This is a genomic window from Marichromatium bheemlicum, from assembly GCF_012276755.1.
In the GTDB taxonomy this organism is placed as follows: domain Bacteria; phylum Pseudomonadota; class Gammaproteobacteria; order Chromatiales; family Chromatiaceae; genus Marichromatium; species Marichromatium bheemlicum.
The window spans coordinates 1-24,027 of sequence record NZ_JAAXKX010000021.1 but is presented as its reverse complement, the minus strand read 5'-3'; the positions used below and the strand labels follow the sequence as shown (position 1 = coordinate 24,027).

Genomic DNA, 24,027 nt, shown 5'->3' with positions numbered 1-24,027 from the left:
CTCAGAGGTCCTCGGTCCGCTCGGCGCGCCCCATGGTCTCCAGACGCACCGCGGCGAGCGCCGCCTCGTCGATCCCCAGCGGCTCGCCGACCAGTCGCTCGGCGGCGCGCACCAGGGCCATGGCGTCGAGCCCGTACTCGCGCATCAGGTACTGACGGCTGGCGCCATGGGCATAGGTATCGCGCAACCCGAGACGGATCAGCCGGGCGCCGATGCCGCGCTCGGCCATGAGTTCGGCCACCGCCGAGCCGAGCCCGCCGACGATGCTGTGGTTCTCCAGGGTGATGACCCCGAGCCGGGCGCTGGCGAGCGCCGCGCGCACCCGGGGGTCGTCGAACGGCTTGAGGGTGGAGACGTGCAGATGCCCGACCGAGAGGCCGTGGGCACGCAGCGCGCCGGTGGCACGCAGCGCCTCCTCGGTGCAGATCCCGGAGGAGAGCACGATCAGGTCCTCGCCCTCGCCGAGCAACCGCGCCCGCCCCAACACCATCGGCTCGGCGGGGTCGAACAGCCGCGGCACCTCGCCGCGCAGCATGCGCACATAGACCGGTCCCGGTACCGCCTGGGCGAGGTCGAGCACCTGCTCGACCTCGGTGGCGTCCCCGCACTCGAGCACCGTCATGTTCGGCAGCAGACGCATCAGCCCGATGTCGTCGACCGCCTGGTGGGTGACGCCGCCCGGGGTGGTGATCCCGGGCAGGAAACCGATCAGCCGCACCGGCAGGTTCGGATAGGCGATCGACATCGCCACCTGGTCGAAGGGCCGGCGCGAGACGAAGACCGCGAAGGTGTGGACATAGGGGAAGAAGCCTTCGCGCGCCAGCCCGGCGGCGAAGCCCATCATGTTCTGCTCGGCCATGCCCATCGAGAAGAAACGCTCTGGATAGGCGTCGCGAAAACCGTCGGCCTCGCACGAGCTGGTCAGGTCGGCCGAGAGCACCAGCACCTCGGGACGGTGCTCGGCCCAGCGCACCAGGTGACCGTGATGTGGCCGCTGCACGATCTCCATCAGTCATCTCCCTCGGACAGGCCCGCGAGCAGACCACGATACAGGTTGAACTCCGCCTCGCTCTTGAAGCGCACGTAGTGGAGCTTGGGCCAGCGCTCGCGCAGCCGGTCGATGCCGCGACAGGCGTCGGTGCGCGCGATCACCACCCGTGGGGCACTAAGCCCACCGACCCCGGCACCGGCCTCGGCCAGTGCCTCCGGGTCATGGCCATTGACCTCGCGCACATCGGCGCCGAAGGCCCGCAGCCGCGCGGCCAGCGGCTCGGTGGTCATCACCGTATCCATCGGGCCGTCGCATTGCTGGGCGTTGGCATCGACATAGATGCCGATGTTGCCCAGCCGGTGATGGGCCAGCGCGGCGAAGGCCTCCCAGGTCTGTCCCTCCTGGAACTCGCCGTCGGACATGAACACCCACACCCGACCGCTGTCTCCGCGCAGCCGCCGCGCCAACGCGATCCCACCGGCCTGGCTCAACGCCTGACCCAGCGACCCAGCGGTGACCTCGTGACCCGGTGAGTGCTCGGCGCCGATCAGCTCGACGGTACTGCCGTCGCGATTGAACGCGGCGAGCGCATCCGGCCCCAGCCGACCGAGTTCGATCAACAGCGCGTAGAGCACCAGCGCATAGTGCACCGGGGAGAAGATGAAGCGATCGAGTTCGGGCGCGGGCGCACCATTGTAGTCGGCACCGGTGAAGGCGTGCGGATTGTCCGCCCCGGGCACCCCGGCGAAGGGTCGAGGGATCGGCGGCGCCGTGCTCGGCCCGAGCTGCATCACCCGCAGATACAGAGTGGCGAGGATCTCGGCCGAGGAACAGGCCTGACTGAGATAACCGCCGTTGTTCTCGAGGGTGTGCTCGAGCACCCGACGCCGAATCGCGGTGGCGACACGACGGATGTCGCCCGGCGCGATCGCGACACCGGGGCGCACTGGGATGGATTCCATAGATGTGATCGTCTCGACTGCCTGCTCTTCAAGCCGCGCACCGACCAGGCCGAAGCGCTGCCCCGGACGACCCTCGCCCGGCGAGGCAAAATCCTAGCATGAGCAGCCACCTGGCGCGGAGAGGATGGAGCGCCGGCGGCCAGCCGCCCCCCCCCACGATCGGTCACCGAGGCCCCGGCCGCTGCGTGCGCCGCGTCGACTCCGCGACAAGCGCGACCACAGCCCCTTGTCGCAAAACCATCAATCCACGGCGACCCAGATGGCAAGCCATTGAATCCAATAGCCTAAAACGCTGGCACCGGCTTTGCAGACAAGCTCTGTCAAGTGCCGTACGGAGCCTATCGATGAAGGATTCAGCCCGACCGATCACCATCAACGACACCACCCTGCGCGACGGCGAGCAGTCGGCCGGGGTCGCCTTCTCGCTCACCGAGAAGCTCGCCATCGCCCGCGCGCTCGACGCCCTCGGCGTCCCCGAGCTGGAGATCGGCATCCCGGCGATGGGCGCCGACGAGCGTGACGCGATCCAGGCCATCACCCACCTCGGGCTCTCGGCGCGGCTGATGCTGTGGTGCCGGATGCGCGAGGACGACATCGCCTGCTGCGCCGGGCTCGATGCCGACCTCGTCGACCTCTCGATCCCGCTCTCCGACCAGCAGCTGGCGCGCAAGCTCGGCCGCGACCGCAACTGGGCGCTGCGCCAGATCGCGCGCTGCGTGCCCGAGGCGCGCGCGCTCGGGCTGGAGGTCTGCATCGGCGCCGAGGACGCCTCGCGCGCCGATCCCGAGTTCCTCGCCCGCGCCGCCGAGGTCGCCCAGGCGGCCGGTGCGCGCCGCTGCCGCTTCGCCGATACCGTCGGACTGCTGGAGCCCTTCGGCGTCTATGCACGCATCGCTACGCTGCGCGCCGCCTGCGACCTGGAGATCGAGATGCATGCCCACGACGACCTCGGGCTGGCCACCGCCAACACCCTGGCCGCGGCCCGTGCCGGCGCGACCCACCTCAACACCACGGTGCACGGACTCGGCGAGCGCGCCGGCAACGCCGCGTTGGAGGAGGTGGTGATGGGGCTCAGGCACACCCAGGGGATCGACCCCGGGGTCGACCTGCACGCCTTCGAGCAGGTCTCGACCCTGGTCGCCCAGGCCTCGGGTCGCCCAGTGGCCTGGCACAAGAGCCTGGTCGGCGACGGCGCCTTCACCCACGAGGCCGGGATTCATGTCGACGGCCTGCTCAAGGACCCGCTCAACTACCAGGGCATCGACCCGGCCGAACTCGGGCGCAGCCACCGCCTGGTGCTCGGCAAGCACTCGGGCCGCCAGGCGGTACGTCAGGCCTATGCCGAGCTGCTGCACCAGGAGGTCGGGCTCGATCAGGCCGAGCGGTTGCTGCCGCTGGTGCGCCGCTTCGTCACCGCGACCAAGCGCGCACCGGTGGCCGCCGACCTGCAGCGTTTTCTCTGCGAACTACCCACGGCAACCGCCCACATCGTTTGAACCGGAGCCGCCGATGAACGACGACCGCGATCTGCACGACCTGGTCAGCGCCGAGGACTTCCTCGAGCACTTCGAGATCGACTACGACCCGGCCGTGGTCCGGGTCAACCGGCTGCACATCCTGCAGCGCTTCCACGACTACCTGGCCGACGCCGAGCCCCTGCCCAAACAGGCCGAGGCCCGTCACCAGCGGCGCGCCGAGCTGCTCACCCGCGCCTATCACGACTTCGTTGCATCCGACGCGCGCACCGAGCGGGTGTTCCGGGTCTTCCATCTGCACGGGCCGCGCAGCGGCGTGCGCGTCGACCTCCAACTCGACCCGGCGGGAGCTGGCCATGCGCCCCAACTTTGAGTTCGGCGACGCGGTGCGGGTGATCCGCAATCTGCGCAACGATGGCACCTTCCCCGAGGGCGCGCGCGGCGACCTGCTGGTGCGTCGCGGCGCCGTCGGTCATGTGCGTGACGTCGGTACCTTCCTCCAGGACCAGATCATCTACGCGGTGCACTTCATCGAAGAGGGCCGCGTGGTCGGCTGCCGCGAGGAGGAACTGCAGGCGGCCGACGCGCCCTGGACCCCGAGCCGCTTCGAGTCGCGCGAGCGGGTCGCCGCCACCCGCCGACTGGCGTTGCGTGGCGAGGTACTGGTCGAGCCAGGTGAGGTCGGCGAGGTGCTGCGGGTCGAGCGCGATCACCCGCAGGGGGTGTGCTATCAGGTGTTGTTCGCCGGGCGTACGCCGCTGCTGGTGCCCGAGTCGGCGCTGGACCAACCCGAAGATCACCCCGAACCTCAGGAGGCCGGATGAAGGCGTGCATCGACCCCTATCACCTGATCCGCGCCTCGGCCTCCCGCTTCCGGTGCGCGCCGACGCGGCTCGATCCCACCCAGCGTGCCGAGGCCGAACGGCTGGCCGAGCGCAGCCAGCAGCTCGAGGCGCTGGTGCTCGCCACCCCGGAGGCGGCGACCACGCAGATCAGCGCCGGGCAGATCGACACGGGCCTCACCGAGCTGCGCCAACGCTACCAGGACGAGCGCGCCTTCGCGGCAGCGCTCTCCGATAGCGGCCTGGATGTCGCGGCACTACGCCGCGCCCTGGAGCGAGAGCTACGCTTCGACGCCGTGCTGCGTCGCATCGGCGCCCAGGCGTCGGCACCGGGCGAGGACGCGCTGCTGACCTTCTATCAGCGCCACCGCGACCGCTTCGCCCAGCCCGAGCGCCGCGAGGCCCGCCACCTGTTGATCACCATCAACCCCGATTACGCCGAGAACCGACCCGAGGCCGCGCACACGCGCATCGCGGCGCTGGCCGAGCGACTCGCCGCCGACCCGGCTGCCTTCGGCGCGCTCGCCAGGCGTCACTCGGAGTGCCCGACCGCGCTCGCAGCGGGGCGCCTCGGCATCCTGAGACGCGGCCAGCTCTACCCCGCGCTCGACGCCGCGCTGTTCGCACTCGCGCCGGGGGCGATCAGCGCTGTGCTCGAGAGCCCGCTGGGGCTCCATCTGCTGCGCTGCGAGCACGTCTACCCGGGGCAGACCCTGCCGTTCGAGGCGGTCCGGGAGCGATTGCGCGCCCAGCTCGGCGAGCAGGCCGCGCGCGCCCACCAGCGCGACTGGATCAACGCGCTGCGTGGGCGCATGGCGGTGACCTGAAGGCCGCTCGGATCAGGCCACCTCCTTGTCGTTGCCCTGGACCTGGCGGATCAGCGGATAGAGGTGCTCGGTCTCGCGCTGGATGCGATCCATCACCAACGCCATCATCTGCTCGGTGTCCTGGAGGAAGGCGGCATGATCGCCGATGGTGAGGCTGTGACGCTGCTGCGAACACCATTGCTTCACATAGGCGGCGAAGATGCGTTTGATCTCGGTCGAACCCGAGAGGAAGCGATTAGCGGTGTTCTTCACCCGCTGCTCGGAGTGGGCGATGAGCCGACCGCAGAGTTCGCGATCGACCAGCTCCATGTGCTCGCGGATACGCGTGGTGAGATCAAAGAAGAGATCGCAGGCGACCTCGGTGTCACACATCGAGCGCTCTCGCACCAGATAGAGAAAGACGTTCGAGAGTTCGATGATCTTGTGGTTCTGGGCATGCAGTTGGGCAAACGCGACCATGGCCATGCTCCTCCGGCTCGATTGGTGGTAAGCGCAATCGTTCAGGACCCGACGACCGGTGCGGCCACGTTTTTCAGATCGCGGCTCATCGTCCCATCCGGCCGGCGTCCGGCCAGTCTACATCCAGAGCGAGCGGGTGCGAAGCGCGTAGCGGCCAGCGGCCAGCGGCCAGCAAGCGTTTGAACCGCGAAGGCGCCAAGGGCGCGAAGGGGGAATAAGCCAACAGCCTCGTAGGTTGGGTTAACCGTCCGCCCACCATGCCATCGACGAAGCTGCGGCGTTCGTCGACGGTTAACCCAACATCAGGCGCGATCGCAGGCTTCAACGCATGAACCGCGAAGCGGCCAAGGGCGCGAAGGGGGAATAAGCCACCAGCCTCGTAGGTTGGGTTAACCGTCCGCCCACCATGCCATCGACGAAGCTGCAGCGTTCGTCGACGGTTAACCCAACATCGGGCGCGATCGCAGGGCTTCAACGCATGAACCGCGAAGCGGCCCAGGGCGCGAAGGGGAGAAGAGCCTCCAGCGGTCAGCCGCCAGCCACCAGTGGCGGTCTACCCTCAAACACGGCTGCCAGCCTCGTAGGTTGGGTTAACCGTCCGCCCACCATGCCATCGACAAAGCTGCGGCGTTCGTCGACGGTTAACCCAACATCGGGCGCGATCGCAGGGCTTCAACGCATGAACCGCGAAGCGGCCCTGGACGCGAAGGGGAGAAGAGCCTCCAGCGGTCAGCCGCCAGCCACCAGTGGCGGTCTACCCTCAAACACGGCTGCCAGCCTCGTAGGTTGGGTTAACCGTCCGCCCACCATGCCATCGACGAAGCTGCGGCGTTCGTCGACGGTTAACCCAACATCAGGCGCGATCGCAGGCTTCAACGCATGAACCGCGAAGCGGCCAAGGGCGCGAAGGGGGAATAAGCCACCAGCCTCGTAGGTTGGGTTAACCGTCCGCCCACCATGCCATCGACGAAGCTGCAGCGTTCGTCGACGGTTAACCCAACATCGGGCGCGATCGCAGGGCTTCAACGCATGAACCGCGAAGCGGCCCAGGGCGCGAAGGGGAGAAGAGCCTCCAGCGGTCAGCGGTCAGCGGTCAGCCGCCAGCCACCAGCCTCCAGCGACCAGCCTCCGGTCGCCAGTGGGTAGGCGCCCTCGACAACAGCACGGCGAGCCGTCAGCCGTCGCGCACGTCCTTGACGTCCACAGGCGGCCACAGGCCGGCTGATCGCTGGCAACCTGAACACCTCTTTGCGTTCTTTGCGGCTTAGCGGTTCAATCCGCTGGCCGCTGGTAGCTGGTAGCTGGTAGCGAACAGCTGACAGCTCCCCCTCCTCACCCCACCACCGGGAAGGTCACCGCCACCGCCGAGGCGAAGGCCAGGGCGTTGGCCAGGGCGCCGGCGAGCGGGTGGTTGACGCGGCGATAGACCCAGCCGCTCAACAGCCCGTAGACCAGGAAGAAGACCAAGATCGCCGGGATGATGATCACCAGGAAGAACAGCTCGGCGAGGTTGAGCGCCACGGCCAGCGCCAGCGACAGCAGGAACAGCAGCTTGGTCGCGGCATAGGCGCCGCGCCCGGCGCCCTGCCCCCGGGTCAACCACTCGTCGGTGCCGAAATAGAGCGCGGTGCCGCAGAGGATCGCCAGCACCAGCGGCAGGCGGTGGGCGTCGGGCACTAGGGTGGTGACGAAGCGATCGACCGGCAGGGTCAGCGCCACCCCGAAGTAGAGCATCACCGCGAGCGTGGCCAGCGCCAGCCGCGACCAGTCGACCGGAGACGCGGCGGGCGGCTCGCCACCCACGCCGCGCCGACGCACCCACCACAACCCGGCCAGGGTGAGCAGCCCGTAGAGCCCGAAGTGCAGCGACAGATAATCACCGAGCAGGATCGGCAGCCAGCCGGTGGGCAGCGGCCACAGCAGCAGCGGGGTCAGGATCGCAGGGGCCACCGCCACCGGCCACAACCGCCGCCAGCCGAGCCCGGCGCCGCGCGGCGTCGCGGCCGCCCGTGGCAGCAGCGCCGCCAGCGGCCAGGCGAGCGCCACCAGCCCGAGAAAGAGCAGTGCCAGCGCACCGCCACGCCGATCGACGCCGCCCGCGCTGACATGGCCGAAGCTGCGATCGAGCCAGTCGAGCGCCAGACGCTGCCCACCCTCGGCATAGAGCACGCCGATGTGCTCGGCGCCCTCGACCAGCATCAGCCCGCGCCCGTCGCCCGCCTCCGGCGCGCCGTGGATCTCGCCCGGCGCCACCTCGGTGTCGAGCACCGCTGCGAGCCGCTCGAGCCCCTGCGCGTGCAGCATCTCGGGTTCGAGCGCGCCGTAGACCAGCAACAGGTTGCGGATCGAGGCAACCTCGGTCTCGGGCGAGAGATAGGGCGAGAGCAGCACGTTCGCCACCACCGTCTCGGGGTGGGCCGCGGCATGGCGCGCGAGCACGTCACCGGCCATCGAATGACCGAGCAGCGCCACCCGCCCGCTCGGATCGGCGTGTTCGAGGGCGAGCGCCACCGCCGGGGCGAGCCCGGCGCTGAGGGTCGCGAGACGCCGTTGCTGGTCCTCCAGCGAGGCGACGAAGGGGGCCGGGTTGCGCCCGTGACCGGCGAAGTCGAAGGTGACGGCGACATAGCCGTTACGCGCCAGGGTCAGGGCATAGGGCTGCATCATCCGCTGCGAGCCGGCGAAGCCGTGGGCGATCACCACCGCCGGGGCACGCTCGACCCCCGCGGGTCGGTACAGCGTCAGCGGCACCCCGTCGACGCGCTGGGTGCTGATCTCGACCCCGGCGCTGGCCGCGTGCAGCCGCCACAGTGAACCGAGGATGGCGACCAGGGCGATGACGGCGACGAGCAGGCGCAGCAGACAGCGCCCCCGACAACGGGCGAGCGATGGCATGGACATGGGCGATATCGAGGATTCCGGTGGTTGCAGGGACCGCCCCGACACCCTAGGTCCCGGGACGGGCGTGCTGAACGCCCATTCTAAGATGACGCCGGGCGCGATCTCCAGAGCGGCCAGCGGCCAGCGGCCAGCGGCCAGCGGCCAGCGGCCAGCGGCCAGCGGCCAGCGGATTGAACCGCTAAGCCGCAAAGGACGCAAAGAGGTGTTCAGGTTGCCTGCGGTCAGCCGGCCTGTGGACGCCTGTGGACGCCAAGGACGTGCGCGACGGCTGACGGCTCGCCGTGCTGTTGTCGAGGGCGCCTACCCACTGGCGACCGGAGGCTGGTCGCTGACGGCTAGCGGCTGACGGCTGACGGCTGATTCCCCCTTCGCGCCCTTGGCTGCTTCGCGGTTCATGCGTTGAAGCCCTGCGATCGCACCCGATGTTGGGTTAACCGTCGACAAACGCCGCAGCTTCGTCGATGGCATGGTGGACAGACGGTTAACCCAACCTACGAGGCTGACGGCTGACGGCTGATTCCCCCCTTCGCGCCCTGGGCTGCTTCGCGGTTCATGCGTTGAAGCCCTGCGATCGCACCCGATGTTGGGTTAACCGTCGACAAACGCCGCAGCTTCGTCGATGGCATGGTGGACAGACGGTTAACCCAACCTACGAGGCTAGCGGCTGGTGGCTGGCAACCGCTGCGCCCTCCGCAACCGGATCACGACCTCGCGACGCTCGTCCCCGTCTGCCCGGCGCGCTCGCCAGCGCAACCGTCGGGCGGGTAAACTCAGCCCAACCTGGGGCACCGGCGCGGTCCGCCCCCATCCATTGCTGAGGAGAACAGAATGCTCGACAAGAAACTGCTCGATATCCTGGTGTGCCCGGTGACCAAGGGTCCACTCATCTTCGACAAGGCGCGCAACGAGCTGATCTCGGTCTCGGCCCAGCTCGCCTACCCGATCCGCGACGACATCCCGGTGATGCTCGAGGACGAGGCACGCAGGCTCTCCGCCGATGAACTCGACACCTACCGCGAAGCCAAGGCGGGCTGAACCGGCCCGCAGGCTCGGTCACATCCTCGCGCTCGGCCTGCCGCTCTGGCTCGCCGGCTGCGCCAGCGGTGTGCCCGAGGCCATCCGCCACGCCACCGGGGTGGCCACCACCCCGGCCGCGGCACAGCAGGCCCCGATGGCCCATCTCGGCGAGCGGGTCCGCTGGGGCGGCACCATCCTCGCGGTGCACAACCACGCGGAGCACACGACCATCGAGCTGCTCGCCCGCCGGCTCGACGGCCGCGGCGAGCCCGCCCCCGACGCCCCTGGTCAGGGACGCTTCCTCGCCGAATTCCCGGGCTTCGTCGAGCCCACCGATTATCCCGAGGGGCGTACGCTGACGGTCGTCGGCATCCTGCTGCCGACCCGCACCCGTACGGTCGGTGACTATCCCTATCGCTACCCAGTGGTCGCGGTCGAGCTCTCGCACCTATGGCCGAAGCCGGTCCCGGCGCCACGCTATCCCCCCGGCGTCTACACTCCCTATCCCTGGTACGGCCCCTACGGTCCCTGGCGAGGCCCGTGGTACGGTCCGTGGTGATGCGCCTCGGGAAATATGCGGGGCTCTTGCTCGGGAGCTTGCTGCTACAGGGTTGCGCCGGGACACCCGAGTACTGCCACCATCCCGTCGGCGCCGCCACGCTCGCCCCGCAGACGGCGCGCGCCAGCGATCAGGGCGCGGTGGTGAGCTGGGGCGGCGTGTTGCTCAGTACCCGCAACCTTGCCACCACCACCGAGCTGATGGTCGAAGCGCATCCGCTCGATGACTGTGGCCGCCCGCGTACTGCTCAGCCCGGCCGGGGTCACTTTCTGATCCGGCAGCCGGGGTTCCTCGACCCGGTCGATTACCGCCCGGGGCGCGCGCTCACTGCCACCGGCCGGGTCGCACTGCGCCCAGGCGATCCACCACGGCTCGACGAGGCATCGCTGCAACTCTGGCCCACCCCGGAGGCCGCGCACACGGCCCGCGTGCCGCTGACCCGTCCCTGGATCAGTATCGGCATCGGCAGTGGCGGCATCCACGGGGTCGGCGGCGGCATCGGTATCGGTTTCTGAGGCCGTCCTCGGTGAACGGCGATCAGGCGACCACCACCAGCCGCACCGCATCGAGACGCAGATGGGTCTTGCCCAGATAGCGCTCGAGCTGGTCGCGCTGGGCCTCAAGCAACGCGATCTCGTCGGCGCGCACGTTGGGATTGACCGCGGCAAGCGCGTTCAGGCGCGCCAGCTCGGCCTCGAGCCCGGCACGCATACGCACCCGCGCCGCACCCTCGAGCCGCTCACGCGCCTGCTGCGCCAGTGTCTCGGCGCGCAGCAGCATCGCCGCCAGGCGTGGTGCCTGGGATTTGATCAACGAGCGGGCGAGCTTGATGTTGCGGGTCAGGCACTCGCCGCCGAGGCTCTCGTGCGCCAACCCCTCGGCCAGATCATTGCCCTCGGGATCGATCAGCAGACGTAACGGGGTCGGCGGCAGGAAACGCCCCACCCCGAGCTCACGCGGGGCGACGCACTCGGCGACATAGAGCACCTCGAGCAGCATGGTGGTGCGCTCGAAGCGCGCGTCTCGCATCAGCGTCACCGCCGAGGTGCCGAGATCGGAGTCGCACAACAGCTCCATCGCCTCGCGCACCATCGGGTGCTCCCAGGTGAGGAATTCGCGGTCCTCGTGGGCGAGCGCGTCGGCACGATCGAAGGTCGCCGTCAGCCCCTCGGCGTCGAGCCTGGGGAAGCGCTCTTGGAGCATCTTCTGCCCCGGTCGCACGATCACCGCACCACCGCTACCGGGCTCGTACTCGACCCCAAAGGCGTCCCAGAAACGGTTGATGTAATCGGCCACGTCACGCCCGGCATCCTCGGCCTCGATCGCCTCGACCAGCGCGGCCGAGCGCTCGGGACGGTGCGAGTGCAGCTCGAGCAGGCGATCACGACCGCCGGCCAGGTCCTGCTCCAGCGCCGTGCTGCGCGTGCGCGCGGCATCGAGCAACGTCGGCAGACCCTCGGGATCGCGCAGGACCTCGAGCAGCTGCTCGGAGAGCGACTCGAACACCGCGGTGGCCGCCGGACGCGGGTGCTCGAAGGCACCCAGTCCCTCGGCATACCAGCGATACAGGATCTCGCCCGGACCACCGGCGAGATAGGGGACGTGGATGCGGATGGTCTCGCGCTGACCAATACGATCGAGCCGACCGATGCGCTGCTCGAGCAGATCGGGCTCGAGCGGCAGATCGAACAGCACCAGATGGTGGACGAATTGGAAGTTGCGCCCCTCGCTGCCGATCTCCGAACACATCAGCAGCTGGGTGCCGTCCTCGTCGGCGGCGGCGAAATAGGCTGCGGCACGGTCGCGCTCGACGATCGACATACCCTCGTGGAACACCGCGGCATGGATCCCGGCACGTCGCTGCAGGGTCTCGCGCAGGGTCAGCACGGTCGCAGCATCGGCACAGATCAGCAGCACCTTGGCCGGACGCAGCGCGCGCAGGGTCTCGATCAGCCAGTCCACCCTGGGGTCGTGCGCCTCCCAATCGGGACCAAAACCGCGCTCCGGGTTGAGCCGTGCGCCGGTGCCCGGGATCGCGGCGAAGGCCGCAGGCTCGGGCAGGGGGTGGGGGATCAGCTCGCGCACGGGGAAGCCATCGATCGCCGCGCGGGTGTTGCGGAACAGCACCCGCCCGGTGCCATGACGATCGACCAGACGCTCGATCAGCGTGGTGCGGTCGACCCCCTCGATGTCACCGACCAGCCCGGTGAGCAGTGCCGTCTGGTCCGGGTCGAGCGGGGTCTCGTCGAGCAGCCGCGCGGCCAGCTCGGCGACCGGCGCATACTCGGCCTCCTCGGCCTGGAAGCTGGCGTAGTCGTGGAAGCGCGCCGGGTCGAGCAGACGCAGTCGGGCGAAGTGCCCGGCCCGCCCGAGCTGCTCGGGGGTGGCGGTGAGCAGCAGCACCGCCGGGGTGATCTCGGCGAGCGCGGCGATCAGGTCGTACTCGAGGCTTGCCTCCTCCTCGCCCCAGGTGAGGTGGTGGGCCTCGTCGACCACTAGCAGATCCCACTGACCATCGAGCACCGCACGCGCGGCATCGGGCTCGCCGGCGATCAGATCGAGGCTGCAGAGCACCTGCTGCTCGGCGTGGAAGGGGTTGTCCTCCTCGATGGCATCGAAGCGTTCGCGATCGAACAGCGCAAGACGCAGATTGAAGCGTCGGCGCATCTCCACCAACCACTGGTTGAGCAGCGGTTCGGGGGTCACCACCAACACCCGGCGCGCGCGCCCGGTGAGCAGCATGCGGTGCAGGATCAGGCCGGCCTCAATGGTCTTGCCCAGCCCTACCTCGTCGGCGAGCAGCACCCGCGGCGCGGCACGCTCGGCGACCTCGGCGGCGATATAGAGCTGGTGCGGCACTGGCGCGACCCGACCGCCAAGCAGGCCGAACACCTCGCTCTCGGCCTCGCGCTGACCGCGCAACCAGGTCTGGTAGCGCAGGCTGAACCAGCGATCGCTGTCGATCCGGCCGGCGAGCAGACGCTGTTGCGGCCGATTGAAACGCTGGCGATCGTCGAGTTCGAGTTCGGGCAGCTCACACCGCAGCCCCTCACAATCCTCGCAGACATAGGTGATCAGACCGCCCTGGGTACGGGTGTCGGTCACCACCAGCTCACGTCCAGCGCGATCGCGAATCCGTTCACCAGGGGTGAGTTCGACCCGGACCAGGGGCGCGGTCTGACGCGCGTAGAGTCGCGTCTCACCCACCGCCGGGAAGGCGATCTGCACACAGCGTGCGTCAACGGTGGAGACGATGCCCAGACCCAGCTCCCCCTGGGCCTCACTCAGCCAGCGCTGGCCGGGTACGAAATCATCCATCATGCTCAATATCAAATCGTCGGAGAAAAGCGCGCTATGCTACACCGACGCTCTCGGCAACCCCAGGGGCAAAAGGCAAAGAAACCAGCCAGCTACCAGCCATCGCACCTCCCCCCCGATGATGGCGAGAGACACGACAGACTCCGAGGGCAGAGGATCCAGGCACGCGAACGCGTGGACGCGACATATCCACGAGCGTCTTGCACTCGACCGGCAAAGACACAGCCGCGATCGCCCGCGTCATCCAAAGGGACTTGAGCCCCCCCCTGCGCCGATCCGTCCCGCCGCCAGTGACGGACGCGCCCTTCCCCATGACTAGCGGTTGGCACCGCTCCCTGCCGCGCGCGCGCGTGCCTCGAAGCCACGCAGCACGCGTTCGAGTTCGAGCAGGTGACGGGCCTGGGGGTCGAGCCGACGGGCATGCGCGAGATAACACCGGGCACGTTCGACGTAACCGGCATCGCCACCCAGGCGGTGGAGATAGAGCAACAGCGCCTGCACCAGCGCGGAGGCGAACAGGGTCGACTCCGGGGCCTGGTCGGCGAGCCACTGCAGCTCGCGGATCGCCGGCTCCAGCTCGCCGGCGTCGACCGCAGCGACTGCGGCGCGATAGCGCTCGCGCCACTCCAGGTCGGGGATGCGCGCGGCCGGGACGCGCGCGCGCCGGGCCCCACCACCGAGCCGCTCCGACCACCGCGACCAGGGCCCGGGCTCGCCCTCGACCAACAGCGGCAACAACGCCAGACGCTGCAACGGCGAGGGCGCTGGCCGGGTGACGAGCAGATAGAGCGCGGGGATGAAGAACAGCGTCAGCAGGGTCGAGAAGGCCAACCCCCAGACGATCGCGGTGGCCACCGGCCCCCACATCAGTGACGCGCCGGCGAGCCCGGTGGCCAGCGACACCAGCCCGGCGATGGTGGTCAACGAGGTGATGATGATCGGCACCACCCGGCGGCGCGCGGCGGCGACGATGGCGCGCGTCACCCCCAGCCCATGGGCGAGATAGCGGTTGGCGGTGCTGATCAGCACGATACAGTCGTTGGCCGCGATCCCGGCCAGCGCCACCACGCCGTAAAGGGTATAGAGACTGAGCGGGTTGGCGCTGGCGAACAGCCCCACCACCACGCCGATGAAGGCCATCGGCACGGTGGCGAGCACCAGCAACGGTTGGCGGTAACTGACGAACTGGGCGCCGAGGATGAGGTAGATCAGCCCGAGACCAACGAGAAAGAGCACCAGGATGGCGTTGAGGCTCTCCTCGATGTCGTCGTTCTGCCCGGTGAGGTCGATGTCGACCCCGGGGTAACGGCTGCGCGCCTCGGCCCAGAAGGCACGGATGGCGGCATTGGCGCTGACGGTGTCGGTCCGCGCGCTGTCGATGTCGGCCTCGACGGTGATCGCGCGCCGGAAGTCGTAGTGCCGGATGTTGCTGGTGGTGCGCTGGGTCTCGACCCGCAGCAGCTTGCCGAGGGCGATCTCGCTACCGTCGGGCAGCCCCACCGGATGATCGAGGAAAGAGCGGGTGTCGAGCAGCGCGCGCGGCGCGCCGCGCACCCGCACCTCGAGCCGCTCACCCTGGTGCTGCATGCTCGCCACCACCTCGCCATCGGCATAGAGGCGCACCATCCGCACCACCTCCGCCGGGCTCAGCCCGGCGCGCACGATGGCATCGGGGTCGAGGCGCACCTCCAGCTCCATGCGCCCGCGAGTATCGTCGTCGCTGATGTCGACCACCCCCGGGGCGGCGGCGAGGAAGCGCTTGATCTCGGCGCTGGCCGCGCGCAGCTCGGCGACGTCGTCGCCACGCACCTTGACGTTGATCGCCTTGAGCGTCGGCGGCCCGATCTTGCGCCGCAGGAAGGAGACCTCGAGCGGTCCCGGCACCGCCTCGACCGCCGCGCGCACCGCCGAGATCAGCGCCTCGACCCCGCGCCGTCCGGGCGCGGCCGGTTCGAGGCTGACGAACACCTGCCCCTTCTCCTCGCCGAACATCGGCTCGGTCTCGGTGAAGCGCTGCCCGGCATAGCTGATCAGCGCCCGCGCCTCACCCTCACGCAGCTCGGCGCGCACCCGCTGCTCGATCGTCTCGAGGGTGGCGAGGGTCTTCTCGACCTTGGTGCCGGGCGGCATCTCGACGTTGATGTAAAACAACCGATAGAGATCGGTAGCGAAGTAATCGACCCGCACCAGCCCGCCGCCGACCATCGCCACCGCGCCGCCGAGCAACACCACGCCGAGCGGCGCAAGCCACCAGCGCAGCCCGAGGAAGCGCACCAGTGCCCGCGCGAAGCGCCGCCGCAGCCAGTCGGTGGCGCGCAGTCGGGCGCGCTGCACCTTGCCGGGATGAGCCGGGTCGACGCGCGCCTCGAGCATGTGACTCGGCAGCATCCAGTAGGCCTCGACCAGGCTGATCAGCAGCGCTAGGGTGACCACTGCGGGGACGAACTTCATGTAGTCGCCGAGCACCCCGGGGATGAGCATCAGCGGCAGGAAGGCGGCGATGGTGGTGAGCACCGCCGAGCCCACCGGCACCGCCACCTCCTGCAGCCCGGCGATGGCCGCGGCCACCCCCTCGTAGCCCTCGCGTAGCTTGTAGTAGATCGCCTCGACCACCACCACCGCATCGTCGACCAGCATCCCCAGGCTGATCACCACCGCCAGCAGGGTGGTCGAGTTGAGCGTCTGGCCGAACAGCGCGAGCAGGATGAACACCCCACCGAGCACGAAGGGGATGCCGATGCTGGTGAGCACCGCCACCCGCAGGCCAAGGAACAGCCACACCATCACCAACACCAGCGCCAGCCCGACCAGGGCGTTGCGCTCCATCACCCGCACCGCGTGCTGGGTGGCCAGGGTCTGGTCCTCGAGCAGCACCAGCTCCAGCCCCAGGGTGGCGAACCCGGTGTTGGCCCCGTCCATGTAGTCGCGGATGCGTGCGAGTAGCTCGATGTTGTTGATCTGGTCGGCCTTGAACACCGACAGCAACACCGCTGGACGCCCCCCATAACGCACCAGCTCGTCAGGTTCGTCATGACCGCGCACGACCTCGGCCACCGAGCGCAGCGGCAGCTCACCCAGTGCGGTGACGATCGGCAGGTCCTCGAGATAACGTGGGTCGTCGCTGGTGCCGAGCACGCGCACGAACCACTGCTGATCGCCCACCGAGATGCTGCCGGCGGCGAGATCGCGAAAATAGGCGGTAACGGTATCGGCGAGATCGACCGGCGAGACACCGAGCCCGACCAGGTGCTCGGGGGAGAAGTCGACCTGCAGCTCGGGGTCGGTCTGGCCGATGGTCTCAACCCGGTCGACCCCGGACATCCGCTGCAGATCCTTGCGCACCTGCACCGCCGAGCGGCGCAGCTGCTCGTCGGCGGCGCGCCCCACCAGCGCCAGGGTCGCGGTGGGGAAGGCGTTGGCGCTACTGACCTCGACGATCTCGGGCTGGCGTGCCTCGGCCGGCAGCTCACGCAGCTGGCTCTGGATCTCGCGCCTGAGGTCGTCCATGCGCTTGTCGAAGGCCGCGGGGCCGATGTCCTCGAAACGCACCAACACAGAGGCGATCCCCTGGCGACTGTTGCTGCTGACGAACTTGGTGTCGTCGACCCGCTCGATGCCCTCCTCCAGCGGCTCGGTCACCCGGGTCTCGACGTCCTCGGCCGAGGCCCCGGGCCACACCACCCGCACCGTCACCCAGTTGAAGTTGACGCTCGGGTCCTGCTCGCGCGGCAGCTGCAGATAGGCGATAGCGCCGAGCACCACCACCAGCAGGAAGGTCAGGTTGGTGAGGACGTGATTGCGGATCAGCTGCGCGAACATAGCCGTCTCAATCCGCCCTCACCGCCTCGCCGTCCTCGACCCGGAAGCGCCCGTCGACGATCAACCGCGTGGTGGGAGCCAAACTGGTGGCCGCCGGATGCCCCGCGCGTGCCTCGGGCAGCGACTGGAAGCGCGCGCGACCGTCCTCGAGCACGAACACCCCGAACCCACCATCACGGCGCACCAACAGATCGGCGGGGATGCGCCCGCCACCGACCCGCCAACGCAACCGCCCGGCGGCCCCCGGCGGGGCCGGCTCGGCGACGAAGCGCAGCCTCACCTCGTAGGTACGCAGCCGCCGTTCGAGCAGCGGTAGCACGGTACGCAACCGCACCGGGTGATCACGCAACCGACCGACGAAACGCACCTCGGCGGCGGCCTCCAGGCCACCGAGATCCTGCTCCTGGACCTTGGCGCTGACCTCGATGTTCTCGTCGTCGAGCAGGCGCAGGATCTCGGTGCCGGGTACCGCATAATCGCCGACACTGGCGATACGTTCGATCACCACCGCGTTGAGCGGTGCGACGATGGTGCACTTGGAGGCGGTGTATTCGGCGGCGTCGAGCGCGGCCTGGAGCCGGTCGAGTTCGGCCTTGCGGGTGCGCGCGTCGGCCTCGCGCTTGTCGAGTTCCTCCTGCGAGATGCTGCGCCGCGCCGAGAGCCGGCGTGCGTTGTCGAGCTGCAGCTCGCTGAACTCCAGGGTGGCACGCCCGGCGGCGAGCGCGGCCTGGGCGCGCGCGACCTTGATCTCGTGCGGGGTACAGTCGAGCCGGGCGAGGACCTGACCGCGCTCGACCCGATCACCAACGGCCACATCGATCGCGGCGATCACCCCGTTGATCTCGGCACCGAGCCGGGTGTCGTTGAGCGCCACAGCCTCGGCCGGCGCCTCGCGTACCGGGTGGACCAGCACCGTGCCCAGCTCGACCGTGGTCACCGACAGCACGGCCTCCGCACCCGCCAGCGCCGGTAGCAGCAACAAGACCCCGTTGAAGAATGATCGCGGCATCATCGCAACCCTGGGTCCGACGGGACCCTGTCGGCGCTATCTTGATGGTCGGCAAAGGGCTTCGCCCAGGGGCTCGGGCACGCGTCGGTCACAGCCCCTCCCCCCTCACCGAGACGCGTCCCCCAAGCATAGACCGCTCCGCGACAGAGTCGGGGTGGCCGTGTAGCATTGGCCGACGTCGACGAGCACATGCCGGACGCGCACGCCCACCACCGGCGTCATCACACGAGGTACAGTCATGAGCCCGACGCTTCTCATCCTGTTGGTCGCCCTGGCACTGCTCGCCGTCTATGCGGTCGCCGTCTACAACGCCCTGGTACGGCTCAAGCACCAGGTGGCCAAAAATTGGTCGAACATCGATATCGCACTCAAGCAGCGCCACGACGAGCTGCCCAAGCTGGTCAGCGTCTGTCGTCAGTACATGCGTTACGAACAGGAGACCCTGGAGCGCGTGGTCGAGGCGCGCGGAGCGGTGTTCGCCGCCCGCGAGCGCGGTGACCTGCGCCAGCTCGGTACCGCCGAGACCAGCCTGCGCGCCGGGCTCGGCCAGCTGCTGGCGCTCGCCGAGTCCTATCCCGAGCTGCAGGCCGACCGCGCCTTCCGCGACCTCGGGGCACGGATCAGCCAGCTCGAGGACACCATCGCCGATCGCCGCGAGCTCTACAACGACAGCGTCAACCTGCTCAACGTCCGCATCGCCCAGTTCCCCGACCTGCTGATCGCGCGCCGACTCGGCTTCACCCCGGCCGACCTCCTCGAATTCAGCGAGGCGCGCGCCGACGTCGATCTCGACGCCTTGTTCGGCTGAGCCGGCGACCATGCTCGAGACGCTCGCCGATGCCCTGACGCAGGCCCCCGCCGAGCAGTTCTGGATCGGCTGGGCGATGGTCACCGCCGCGGCGCTGTTCGCGCTACGCTGGACCCTCGGCCGCTATCACGACCTGCGCCGGGTCACCGACACCCCGACGGCGCGAATCCGCTCCGCCGCCCAGGGACAGGTCGAGCTGCAGGGACTGGCCGCGCCCCACCAGGCGCCCCTGCTAGCACCGCTCACCGGGGCCCCCTGTCTGTGGTATCGCTACCGTATCGAGGAGCGCCGCAACAGCGGTCGTCAGCAGCGCTGGGTCAAGGTCGAGGCAGACAGCTCCGAGGCCCCCTTCCTGCTCGATGACGGCACCGGACAGTGTCTGGTCGACCCACGCGGCGCCCGGATACGTTGTCATCGCACACGAGTCTGGTACGGCCCGCACCGCGGCGCCCCGCCCGGCACCTCACCGAGCGCCTGGCAGCAACTGCTCGGCGGCGCACGGCGCTGGCGGATGCGCGAGGAGCGCATCGAGCACCACGACCTACTCTATGTCCTCGGTCACCTCGAGACCCCGCGACGCGGTCCCGAGGCGCGCGATCGCCTCACCCGCGCCCTGTTGAGCCGCTGGAAACGCGATCCCGAGCGGATGCGCGCGATCGATCGCAACGGCGACGGCGAGATCGATCTCGACGAGTGGGAGCGGGCACGTGCCCAGGCCGCGCGCCTTGCCGAACACGCCGAACGCCAGCTCGCCGCGACCCCGGCGCTGGCGCGTGTGGGACGCGGCCCCGCCCCCCGACTACGGCCCCTGATCGCCAGCGGCGACGAACCCACCCTGATCGGTCAGTTACGCCGGCGCACCGTGCTCGGCGCCATCCTCAGCGGCGCACTCACGTTCGCCAGCGCCCTGGCCGCGCTGCTCCGACACGGCGTCTGATCGACGACGCCACGACCGCCACACCGACCGCCCATCCGGACGGGGCAGGCCACGCTTGCACGGCCGATGCCCGCCACCACAGTGAGCAACAGCCCCGCGCACCAGCCTGGCACGCCACGTGCTGAACAACCGGCACATCGACATGTCCTGTCGGCCGATCTGCACCAGGATCGTCGGCCCCTGACCCCTGATGGACCCAGATATGCGCACAGCCCTTCTGCTCTCTACCCTTGTTCTCTGCACCAATGTGTTCGCCTCACCCGCCACAGTGCTCGACGTCGGTGCACGACTCGATCTCATCTGGGTGCTGGTCGCCGCCGGACTGGTCTTTTTGATGCAGGCCGGATTCACCGCGCTCGAGTCCGGCCTGGTGCGCGCCAAAAACAGCTACAACGTCGCGATCAAGAACATCAGCGACTTCCTCGTGGCGGTGATCCTGTTCTGGCTGATCGGCTTCGCGCTGATGTTCGGCACCAGCCAGAACGGCTGGATCGGGCTGCACGGCTTCAACGGCGCGTTGCTCGACGCGCCCGGCGACTACGCCTTCTTCCTCTTCCAGGCGACCTTCGTCGGCACCGCCGCGACCATCGTCGCCGGCGCCGTGGCCGAGCGGATGAAGTTCAACGCCTATCTGATCATCTCGGCGATGATCAGCCTGCTGATCTATCCGGTCTCGGGACACTGGGCCTGGGGCAGCGCCTTCGCCGACACCACCCCCGGCTGGCTCGAGGCGATGGGCTTCATGGACTTCGCCGGATCCACCGTGGTGCACTCGGTCGGCGGCTGGGTGGCGCTCGCCGGGGTGATCGTGCTCGGCGCGCGCCGCGGGCGCTTCGATGCGCGCGGCGAGCCGCAGCCCATCCCCGGTCACAACCTGCTGCTGGCCACCCTCGGCATCTTTATCCTCTGGTTCGGCTGGTTCGGCTTCAACGGCGGCAGCGCCCTGGCCGCCGATGCCTCGGTCCCCAAGATCATCCTCAACACCGTACTCTCGGCGTGCGCCGGCGGGCTCGCCAGCCTGCTGCTCGCGCTCACCCTCAACCAGGGGCAGGTCCCGGTCGAGCGGGTGCTCAACGGCACCCTCGCCGGGCTGGTCTCGATCACCGCCGGCTGCGCCTTCGTCGAGCCGGGCAACGCGCTGTGGATCGGTGCGATCGGCGGTCTGCTGGTCTATGGCATCGAATCGGCGCTGCTCCATCTCGCGCACCTCGACGACCCGGTCGGGGCGATCGCCGCGCACGGCTTCGGCGGGGTCTGGGGGACGCTGGCGCTCGCCTTCTTCGCCCCCGCCGACCAGCTCGCCACCGGCGGCCACCTCAGCCAGTTCGGGGTGCAATTGATCGGGGTGGCGGCGGTGTTCGTCTGGGCCTTCGGCAGCGGCCTGGTGGTGTTCCTCGGACTGCGGCTGTTCCACGACCTGCGGGTCAGCCCGGAGGAGGAGGACGAGGGGCTCAACGTCGTCGAGCACGGCGCCCGCACGGTCTGGCTCGACACCATGCGCACCATGCAACAGATCGTCGAGAGCGGCGACCTGCGGTTGCGCGCGCCGGTGGAGAACGCCACCGAGGCCGGCGAGACGGCGCGCGCCTTCAACCGCATGCTCGAGCGCTTCCAGGAGAGCATCCGGGTGATGACCGAGGTCGCCGGTCGGGTCCAGCTCGACAGCGACCAGCTCGCCGCCCTCGCCCACCAGACCCGCGACGGCGCGCGGCGTCAGCGCCAGGACGCCGAGGAGGCACGACGCTTCGTCGAGCAGATGCTTGGCCACGCCGGACACACCCTGGCGAGCGCCCAGCGCGGGCTAGCCTCGGGACACAGCGCCGAGCAGCGGGTGGAACACGGCAGCGGCCAGATCGGCCGGCTCAACACCCTGGTCAGTCAGCTCGCCGGCCAGCTCGACGGCGCCTCGGAGCAGGCCGGATCGCTCTCGGCGCAGAGCCAGTCGATCGGCGAGGTGGTCGACCTGATCCGCGAGATCGCCGATCAAACCAATCTGCTCGCGCTCAACGCCGCGATCGAGGCGGCGCGCGCCGGCGAGCACGGGCGTGGCTTCGCCGTGGTCTCGGGCGAGATCCGTCAGCTCGCCACCAAGACGCGGCTGGCCACCGACGACATCCGCGAGCGCATCGAGCAGTTGCAGAGCGAGAGCCAGCGCACCGCCGAGACGCTCAGACGCGGCATGGCCGAGGCCAACCAGAGCGCCGAGCAGGCGGCGGCGACGATGCATGCGCTCGGTGAGATCGTCGAGGCGGTGGCCGAGATCAGCGCGGTCAACCGCGAGATCGTCGAGGCGGTCGAGCAGCAGCACGCGCTCTCCGAGCAGGTCGACACCCGCATCCGCGCGATCCACGACGTCTCCGAGGAGAGCAACCAGGGCAGCGCGCTGATCGCCGAGAGCGCCACCGGGCTACGCACCCAGGTCGGCACCCTCAACACCCAGGTCGCCGGCTTCAGTACCTGAGACGGTCGTCCGGGTCGCGCCCCGGCGGCGACTCCTCGTCGGGGTCGGCGTCGGGGAGGCGGCGCGGGTCGATCTCGTCCTCGTCCATGAGGATGCGCCGCCCGTCGCCATCGAGGTCGTCGAACTGGCCGTTGCGCGCGGCCCAGAAGAGCACCGCGACCGCAGCTAGGCCGAGCACCAGCATGCCGGGGATCAGTGCATAGATGACGTCCATCGGTCGGTCTCCGCGTATCAGCGAGGCGCGCGCCCCGGCCCCGGCTGCTCGTCGAGACCGGGGCGGATGCGCGCGGAGTTGGCGATCACCGCCAGCGAACTGAGCGGCATCGACACCGCGGCGATCAGCGGGGTGATGATGCCGGCCATCGCCAGCGGCACCATGATCAGGTTGTAGGTCATCGAGATGGCGATATTCTGGCGGATCGCACGCAGGGTGCGCCGCGCCAGCACCACCGCCTCCACCACACGCTCCAGCTCGCCGGTCATCAACACGATGTCGGCGCACTCGATCGAGACATCGGTGCCGCTGCCCATGGCGATGCCGACGTCGGCGGCCACCAGCGCCGGGGCGTCGTTGACGCCATCGCCGACCATGGCCACCGCCGCGCCCTCGGCGCGCAGCCGCTCGACCACCCGCGCCTTGTCCTCGGGCAGCACCTCGGCGATGGTCGCCATGCCGCCGAGACGCTCGGCCACGGCGTGCGCGCGCGCCGCGCGATCGCCGCTGAGCAGGGTCAGGCGCAGCCCCGCGGCGCGTAACCGCGCCAACGCCTGCACAGCATCGGCGCGCAGCCGGTCCTCGATACGCAGCGCCAGCACCAGTTCGCCGTCGATCGCGCAACAGACCTCGCCGGGCTCACCCTCGGGCAGCGCTACACCCGCCCCGGCCAGCCACTCGGCGCTGCCGGCGAGCACCTCCCGCCCTGCCACCCGCCCCCGTACCCCGCGACCGGGCAGCGCGACGAACCCCGTGACCGGCAGCCCGCCGTGCGCCACGCCGAGCGCCGCGCAACAGGCCACCACGGCGCGCGCCAGCGGGTGCTCGGAGTGCTGCTCGAGCGCACCGAGCGCGGCCAGGGCCGCGCGCTGCGCCTCGCTCAGCCCGGTCTCGGGTGCGCGCCAGTCCTCATCGGGGGCACGCAGCGCCACCACCCGCGCCCGACCCTCGGTGAGGGTGCCGGTCTTGTCGAAGACCAGGTGACGGATCGCCGAGAGCCGTTCGAGCACCGCGCCGTGCTTGATCAGGATGCCGCGCGCCGCGCCCCGCCCCGAGGCCACCGCCACGGCCATCGGCGTGGCCAGCCCGAAGGCGCAGGGACAGGTGACGATCAGCACCGCGGTCGCCGCCATCAGCGCCGATTCGAGGTCGTGACGCACCCAGATCATGAAGGTGACGAGCGCCAGCCCCAGGGTGGCGGCGACGAACCAGGGCACCACCCGGTCGGCGAGACGCTGGATCGGTGCGCGCGAGCTCTGCGCCGACTCGACCAGGGCGATGATCCGCCCCAGCGCGGTTTCGGCGAGCACCCCGCCGACGCGCAGCCGCAGCGCGCCGGCGCCGTTGAGGGTGCCGGCGGCGACCGTCGCGCCCCGGGCCCTGGGGGCCCCGGGGGCCCCGCCCCGGGGGCAAGGCAACGCGGCCCCC

General features: G+C 69.8%; 19 protein-coding genes. 10 read left to right on the top strand and 9 right to left on the bottom strand.

The window, feature by feature from the left end; all coding sequences use genetic code 11:
* Position 1: 1 nt before the first annotated feature.
* The gene (locus HF203_RS13035) at positions 2-1,009 is read right to left on the bottom strand and encodes a transketolase family protein (RefSeq protein WP_210424775.1); all 1,008 of its coding nucleotides are present in this window, start codon (positions 1,007-1,009) and stop codon (positions 2-4) included.
* Complete coding sequence (locus tag HF203_RS13030) at positions 1,009-1,953, bottom strand: transketolase (RefSeq protein WP_168670402.1); 945 nt, start codon at positions 1,951-1,953, stop codon at positions 1,009-1,011. The genes HF203_RS13035 and HF203_RS13030 overlap by 1 nt, the downstream gene beginning before the upstream one ends.
* 344 nt (positions 1,954-2,297) lie before the next feature.
* On the opposite strand from HF203_RS13030, the gene nifV reads away from it, so the two are divergent.
* The 4 genes from nifV to nifM are packed head-to-tail and all read left to right on the top strand — an operon-like array spanning position 2,298 to position 5,097.
* Positions 2,298-3,449 (top strand): homocitrate synthase, encoded by a 1,152-nt coding sequence (gene nifV, locus HF203_RS13025; RefSeq protein ID WP_168670400.1) that lies wholly within the window; start codon positions 2,298-2,300, stop codon positions 3,447-3,449.
* Between the two features lie 13 nt (positions 3,450-3,462).
* Positions 3,463-3,801, top strand: coding sequence for a nitrogenase-stabilizing/protective protein NifW (gene nifW, locus HF203_RS13020; RefSeq protein ID WP_168670398.1), 339 nt, complete (start codon positions 3,463-3,465; stop codon positions 3,799-3,801).
* Positions 3,785-4,252, top strand: coding sequence for a nitrogen fixation protein NifZ (locus tag HF203_RS13015; RefSeq protein WP_168670396.1), 468 nt, complete (start codon positions 3,785-3,787; stop codon positions 4,250-4,252). The genes nifW and HF203_RS13015 overlap by 17 nt, the downstream gene beginning before the upstream one ends.
* Entirely contained in the window at positions 4,249-5,097 is an 849-nt protein-coding gene (gene nifM / locus HF203_RS13010; protein WP_168670393.1) for a nitrogen fixation protein NifM, read from the top strand. The genes HF203_RS13015 and nifM overlap by 4 nt, the downstream gene beginning before the upstream one ends.
* Before the next feature lie 12 nt (positions 5,098-5,109).
* Here nifM and HF203_RS13005 read toward each other — a convergent pair whose 3' ends face one another.
* On the bottom strand, positions 5,110-5,556 hold the full coding sequence (locus HF203_RS13005; protein ID WP_168670391.1) for a hypothetical protein: 447 nt from the start codon (positions 5,554-5,556) through the stop codon (positions 5,110-5,112).
* Between the two features lie 1,332 nt (positions 5,557-6,888).
* Positions 6,889-8,457: an alpha/beta hydrolase gene (locus HF203_RS13000; protein ID WP_246221779.1), complete on the bottom strand. Its 1,569-nt coding sequence runs from the start codon at positions 8,455-8,457 to the stop codon at positions 6,889-6,891.
* Between the two features lie 828 nt (positions 8,458-9,285).
* On the opposite strand from HF203_RS13000, the gene HF203_RS12995 reads away from it, so the two are divergent.
* The 3 genes from HF203_RS12995 to HF203_RS12985 are packed head-to-tail and all read left to right on the top strand — an operon-like array spanning position 9,286 to position 10,548.
* The gene (locus tag HF203_RS12995; RefSeq protein ID WP_005222694.1) at positions 9,286-9,492 is read left to right on the top strand and encodes a Trm112 family protein; all 207 of its coding nucleotides are present in this window, start codon (positions 9,286-9,288) and stop codon (positions 9,490-9,492) included.
* Complete coding sequence (locus tag HF203_RS12990) at positions 9,455-10,033, top strand: Slp family lipoprotein (RefSeq protein ID WP_168670389.1); 579 nt, start codon at positions 9,455-9,457, stop codon at positions 10,031-10,033. The genes HF203_RS12995 and HF203_RS12990 overlap by 38 nt, the downstream gene beginning before the upstream one ends.
* Positions 10,033-10,548: a Slp family lipoprotein gene (locus HF203_RS12985; protein ID WP_168670387.1), complete on the top strand. Its 516-nt coding sequence runs from the start codon at positions 10,033-10,035 to the stop codon at positions 10,546-10,548. Before HF203_RS12990 ends, HF203_RS12985 begins: the two co-directional genes overlap by 1 nt.
* 22 nt (positions 10,549-10,570) lie before the next feature.
* Here the strand turns inward: HF203_RS12985 and rapA are convergent, their stop codons facing one another.
* The 3 genes from rapA to HF203_RS12970 form a co-directional block, all read right to left on the bottom strand.
* Positions 10,571-13,354, bottom strand: coding sequence for an RNA polymerase-associated protein RapA (gene rapA / locus HF203_RS12980; protein WP_168670385.1), 2,784 nt, complete (start codon positions 13,352-13,354; stop codon positions 10,571-10,573).
* 312 nt (positions 13,355-13,666) lie between these two features.
* Complete coding sequence (locus HF203_RS12975; RefSeq protein ID WP_168670383.1) at positions 13,667-17,170, bottom strand: efflux RND transporter permease subunit; 3,504 nt, start codon at positions 17,168-17,170, stop codon at positions 13,667-13,669.
* A gap of 7 nt (positions 17,171-17,177) precedes the next feature.
* Positions 17,178-18,182: an efflux RND transporter periplasmic adaptor subunit gene (locus HF203_RS12970; protein ID WP_168670381.1), complete on the bottom strand. Its 1,005-nt coding sequence runs from the start codon at positions 18,180-18,182 to the stop codon at positions 17,178-17,180.
* Between the two features lie 235 nt (positions 18,183-18,417).
* Between HF203_RS12970 and HF203_RS12965 the strand changes: the two genes are divergently transcribed.
* From HF203_RS12965 to amt, 3 genes are all read left to right on the top strand, one after another.
* Complete coding sequence (locus tag HF203_RS12965) at positions 18,418-18,987, top strand: LemA family protein (protein WP_168670379.1); 570 nt, start codon at positions 18,418-18,420, stop codon at positions 18,985-18,987.
* A gap of 10 nt (positions 18,988-18,997) precedes the next feature.
* Entirely contained in the window at positions 18,998-19,924 is a 927-nt protein-coding gene (locus HF203_RS12960) for a GIDE domain-containing protein (RefSeq protein WP_168670377.1), read from the top strand.
* A gap of 202 nt (positions 19,925-20,126) precedes the next feature.
* Complete coding sequence (amt, locus tag HF203_RS12955; protein ID WP_168670375.1) at positions 20,127-22,385, top strand: ammonium transporter; 2,259 nt, start codon at positions 20,127-20,129, stop codon at positions 22,383-22,385.
* Here amt and ccoS read toward each other — a convergent pair.
* Positions 22,375-22,599 carry a cbb3-type cytochrome oxidase assembly protein CcoS gene (gene ccoS / locus HF203_RS12950; protein ID WP_168670373.1) on the bottom strand — a complete coding sequence of 75 codons (225 nt, stop codon included), beginning with the start codon at positions 22,597-22,599 and terminating at the stop codon, positions 22,375-22,377. The genes amt and ccoS overlap by 11 nt on opposite strands.
* Before the next feature lie 17 nt (positions 22,600-22,616).
* The coding region (locus tag HF203_RS12945; RefSeq protein ID WP_168670371.1) for a heavy metal translocating P-type ATPase at positions 22,617-24,027 on the bottom strand (1,411 nt) is incomplete at its 5' end.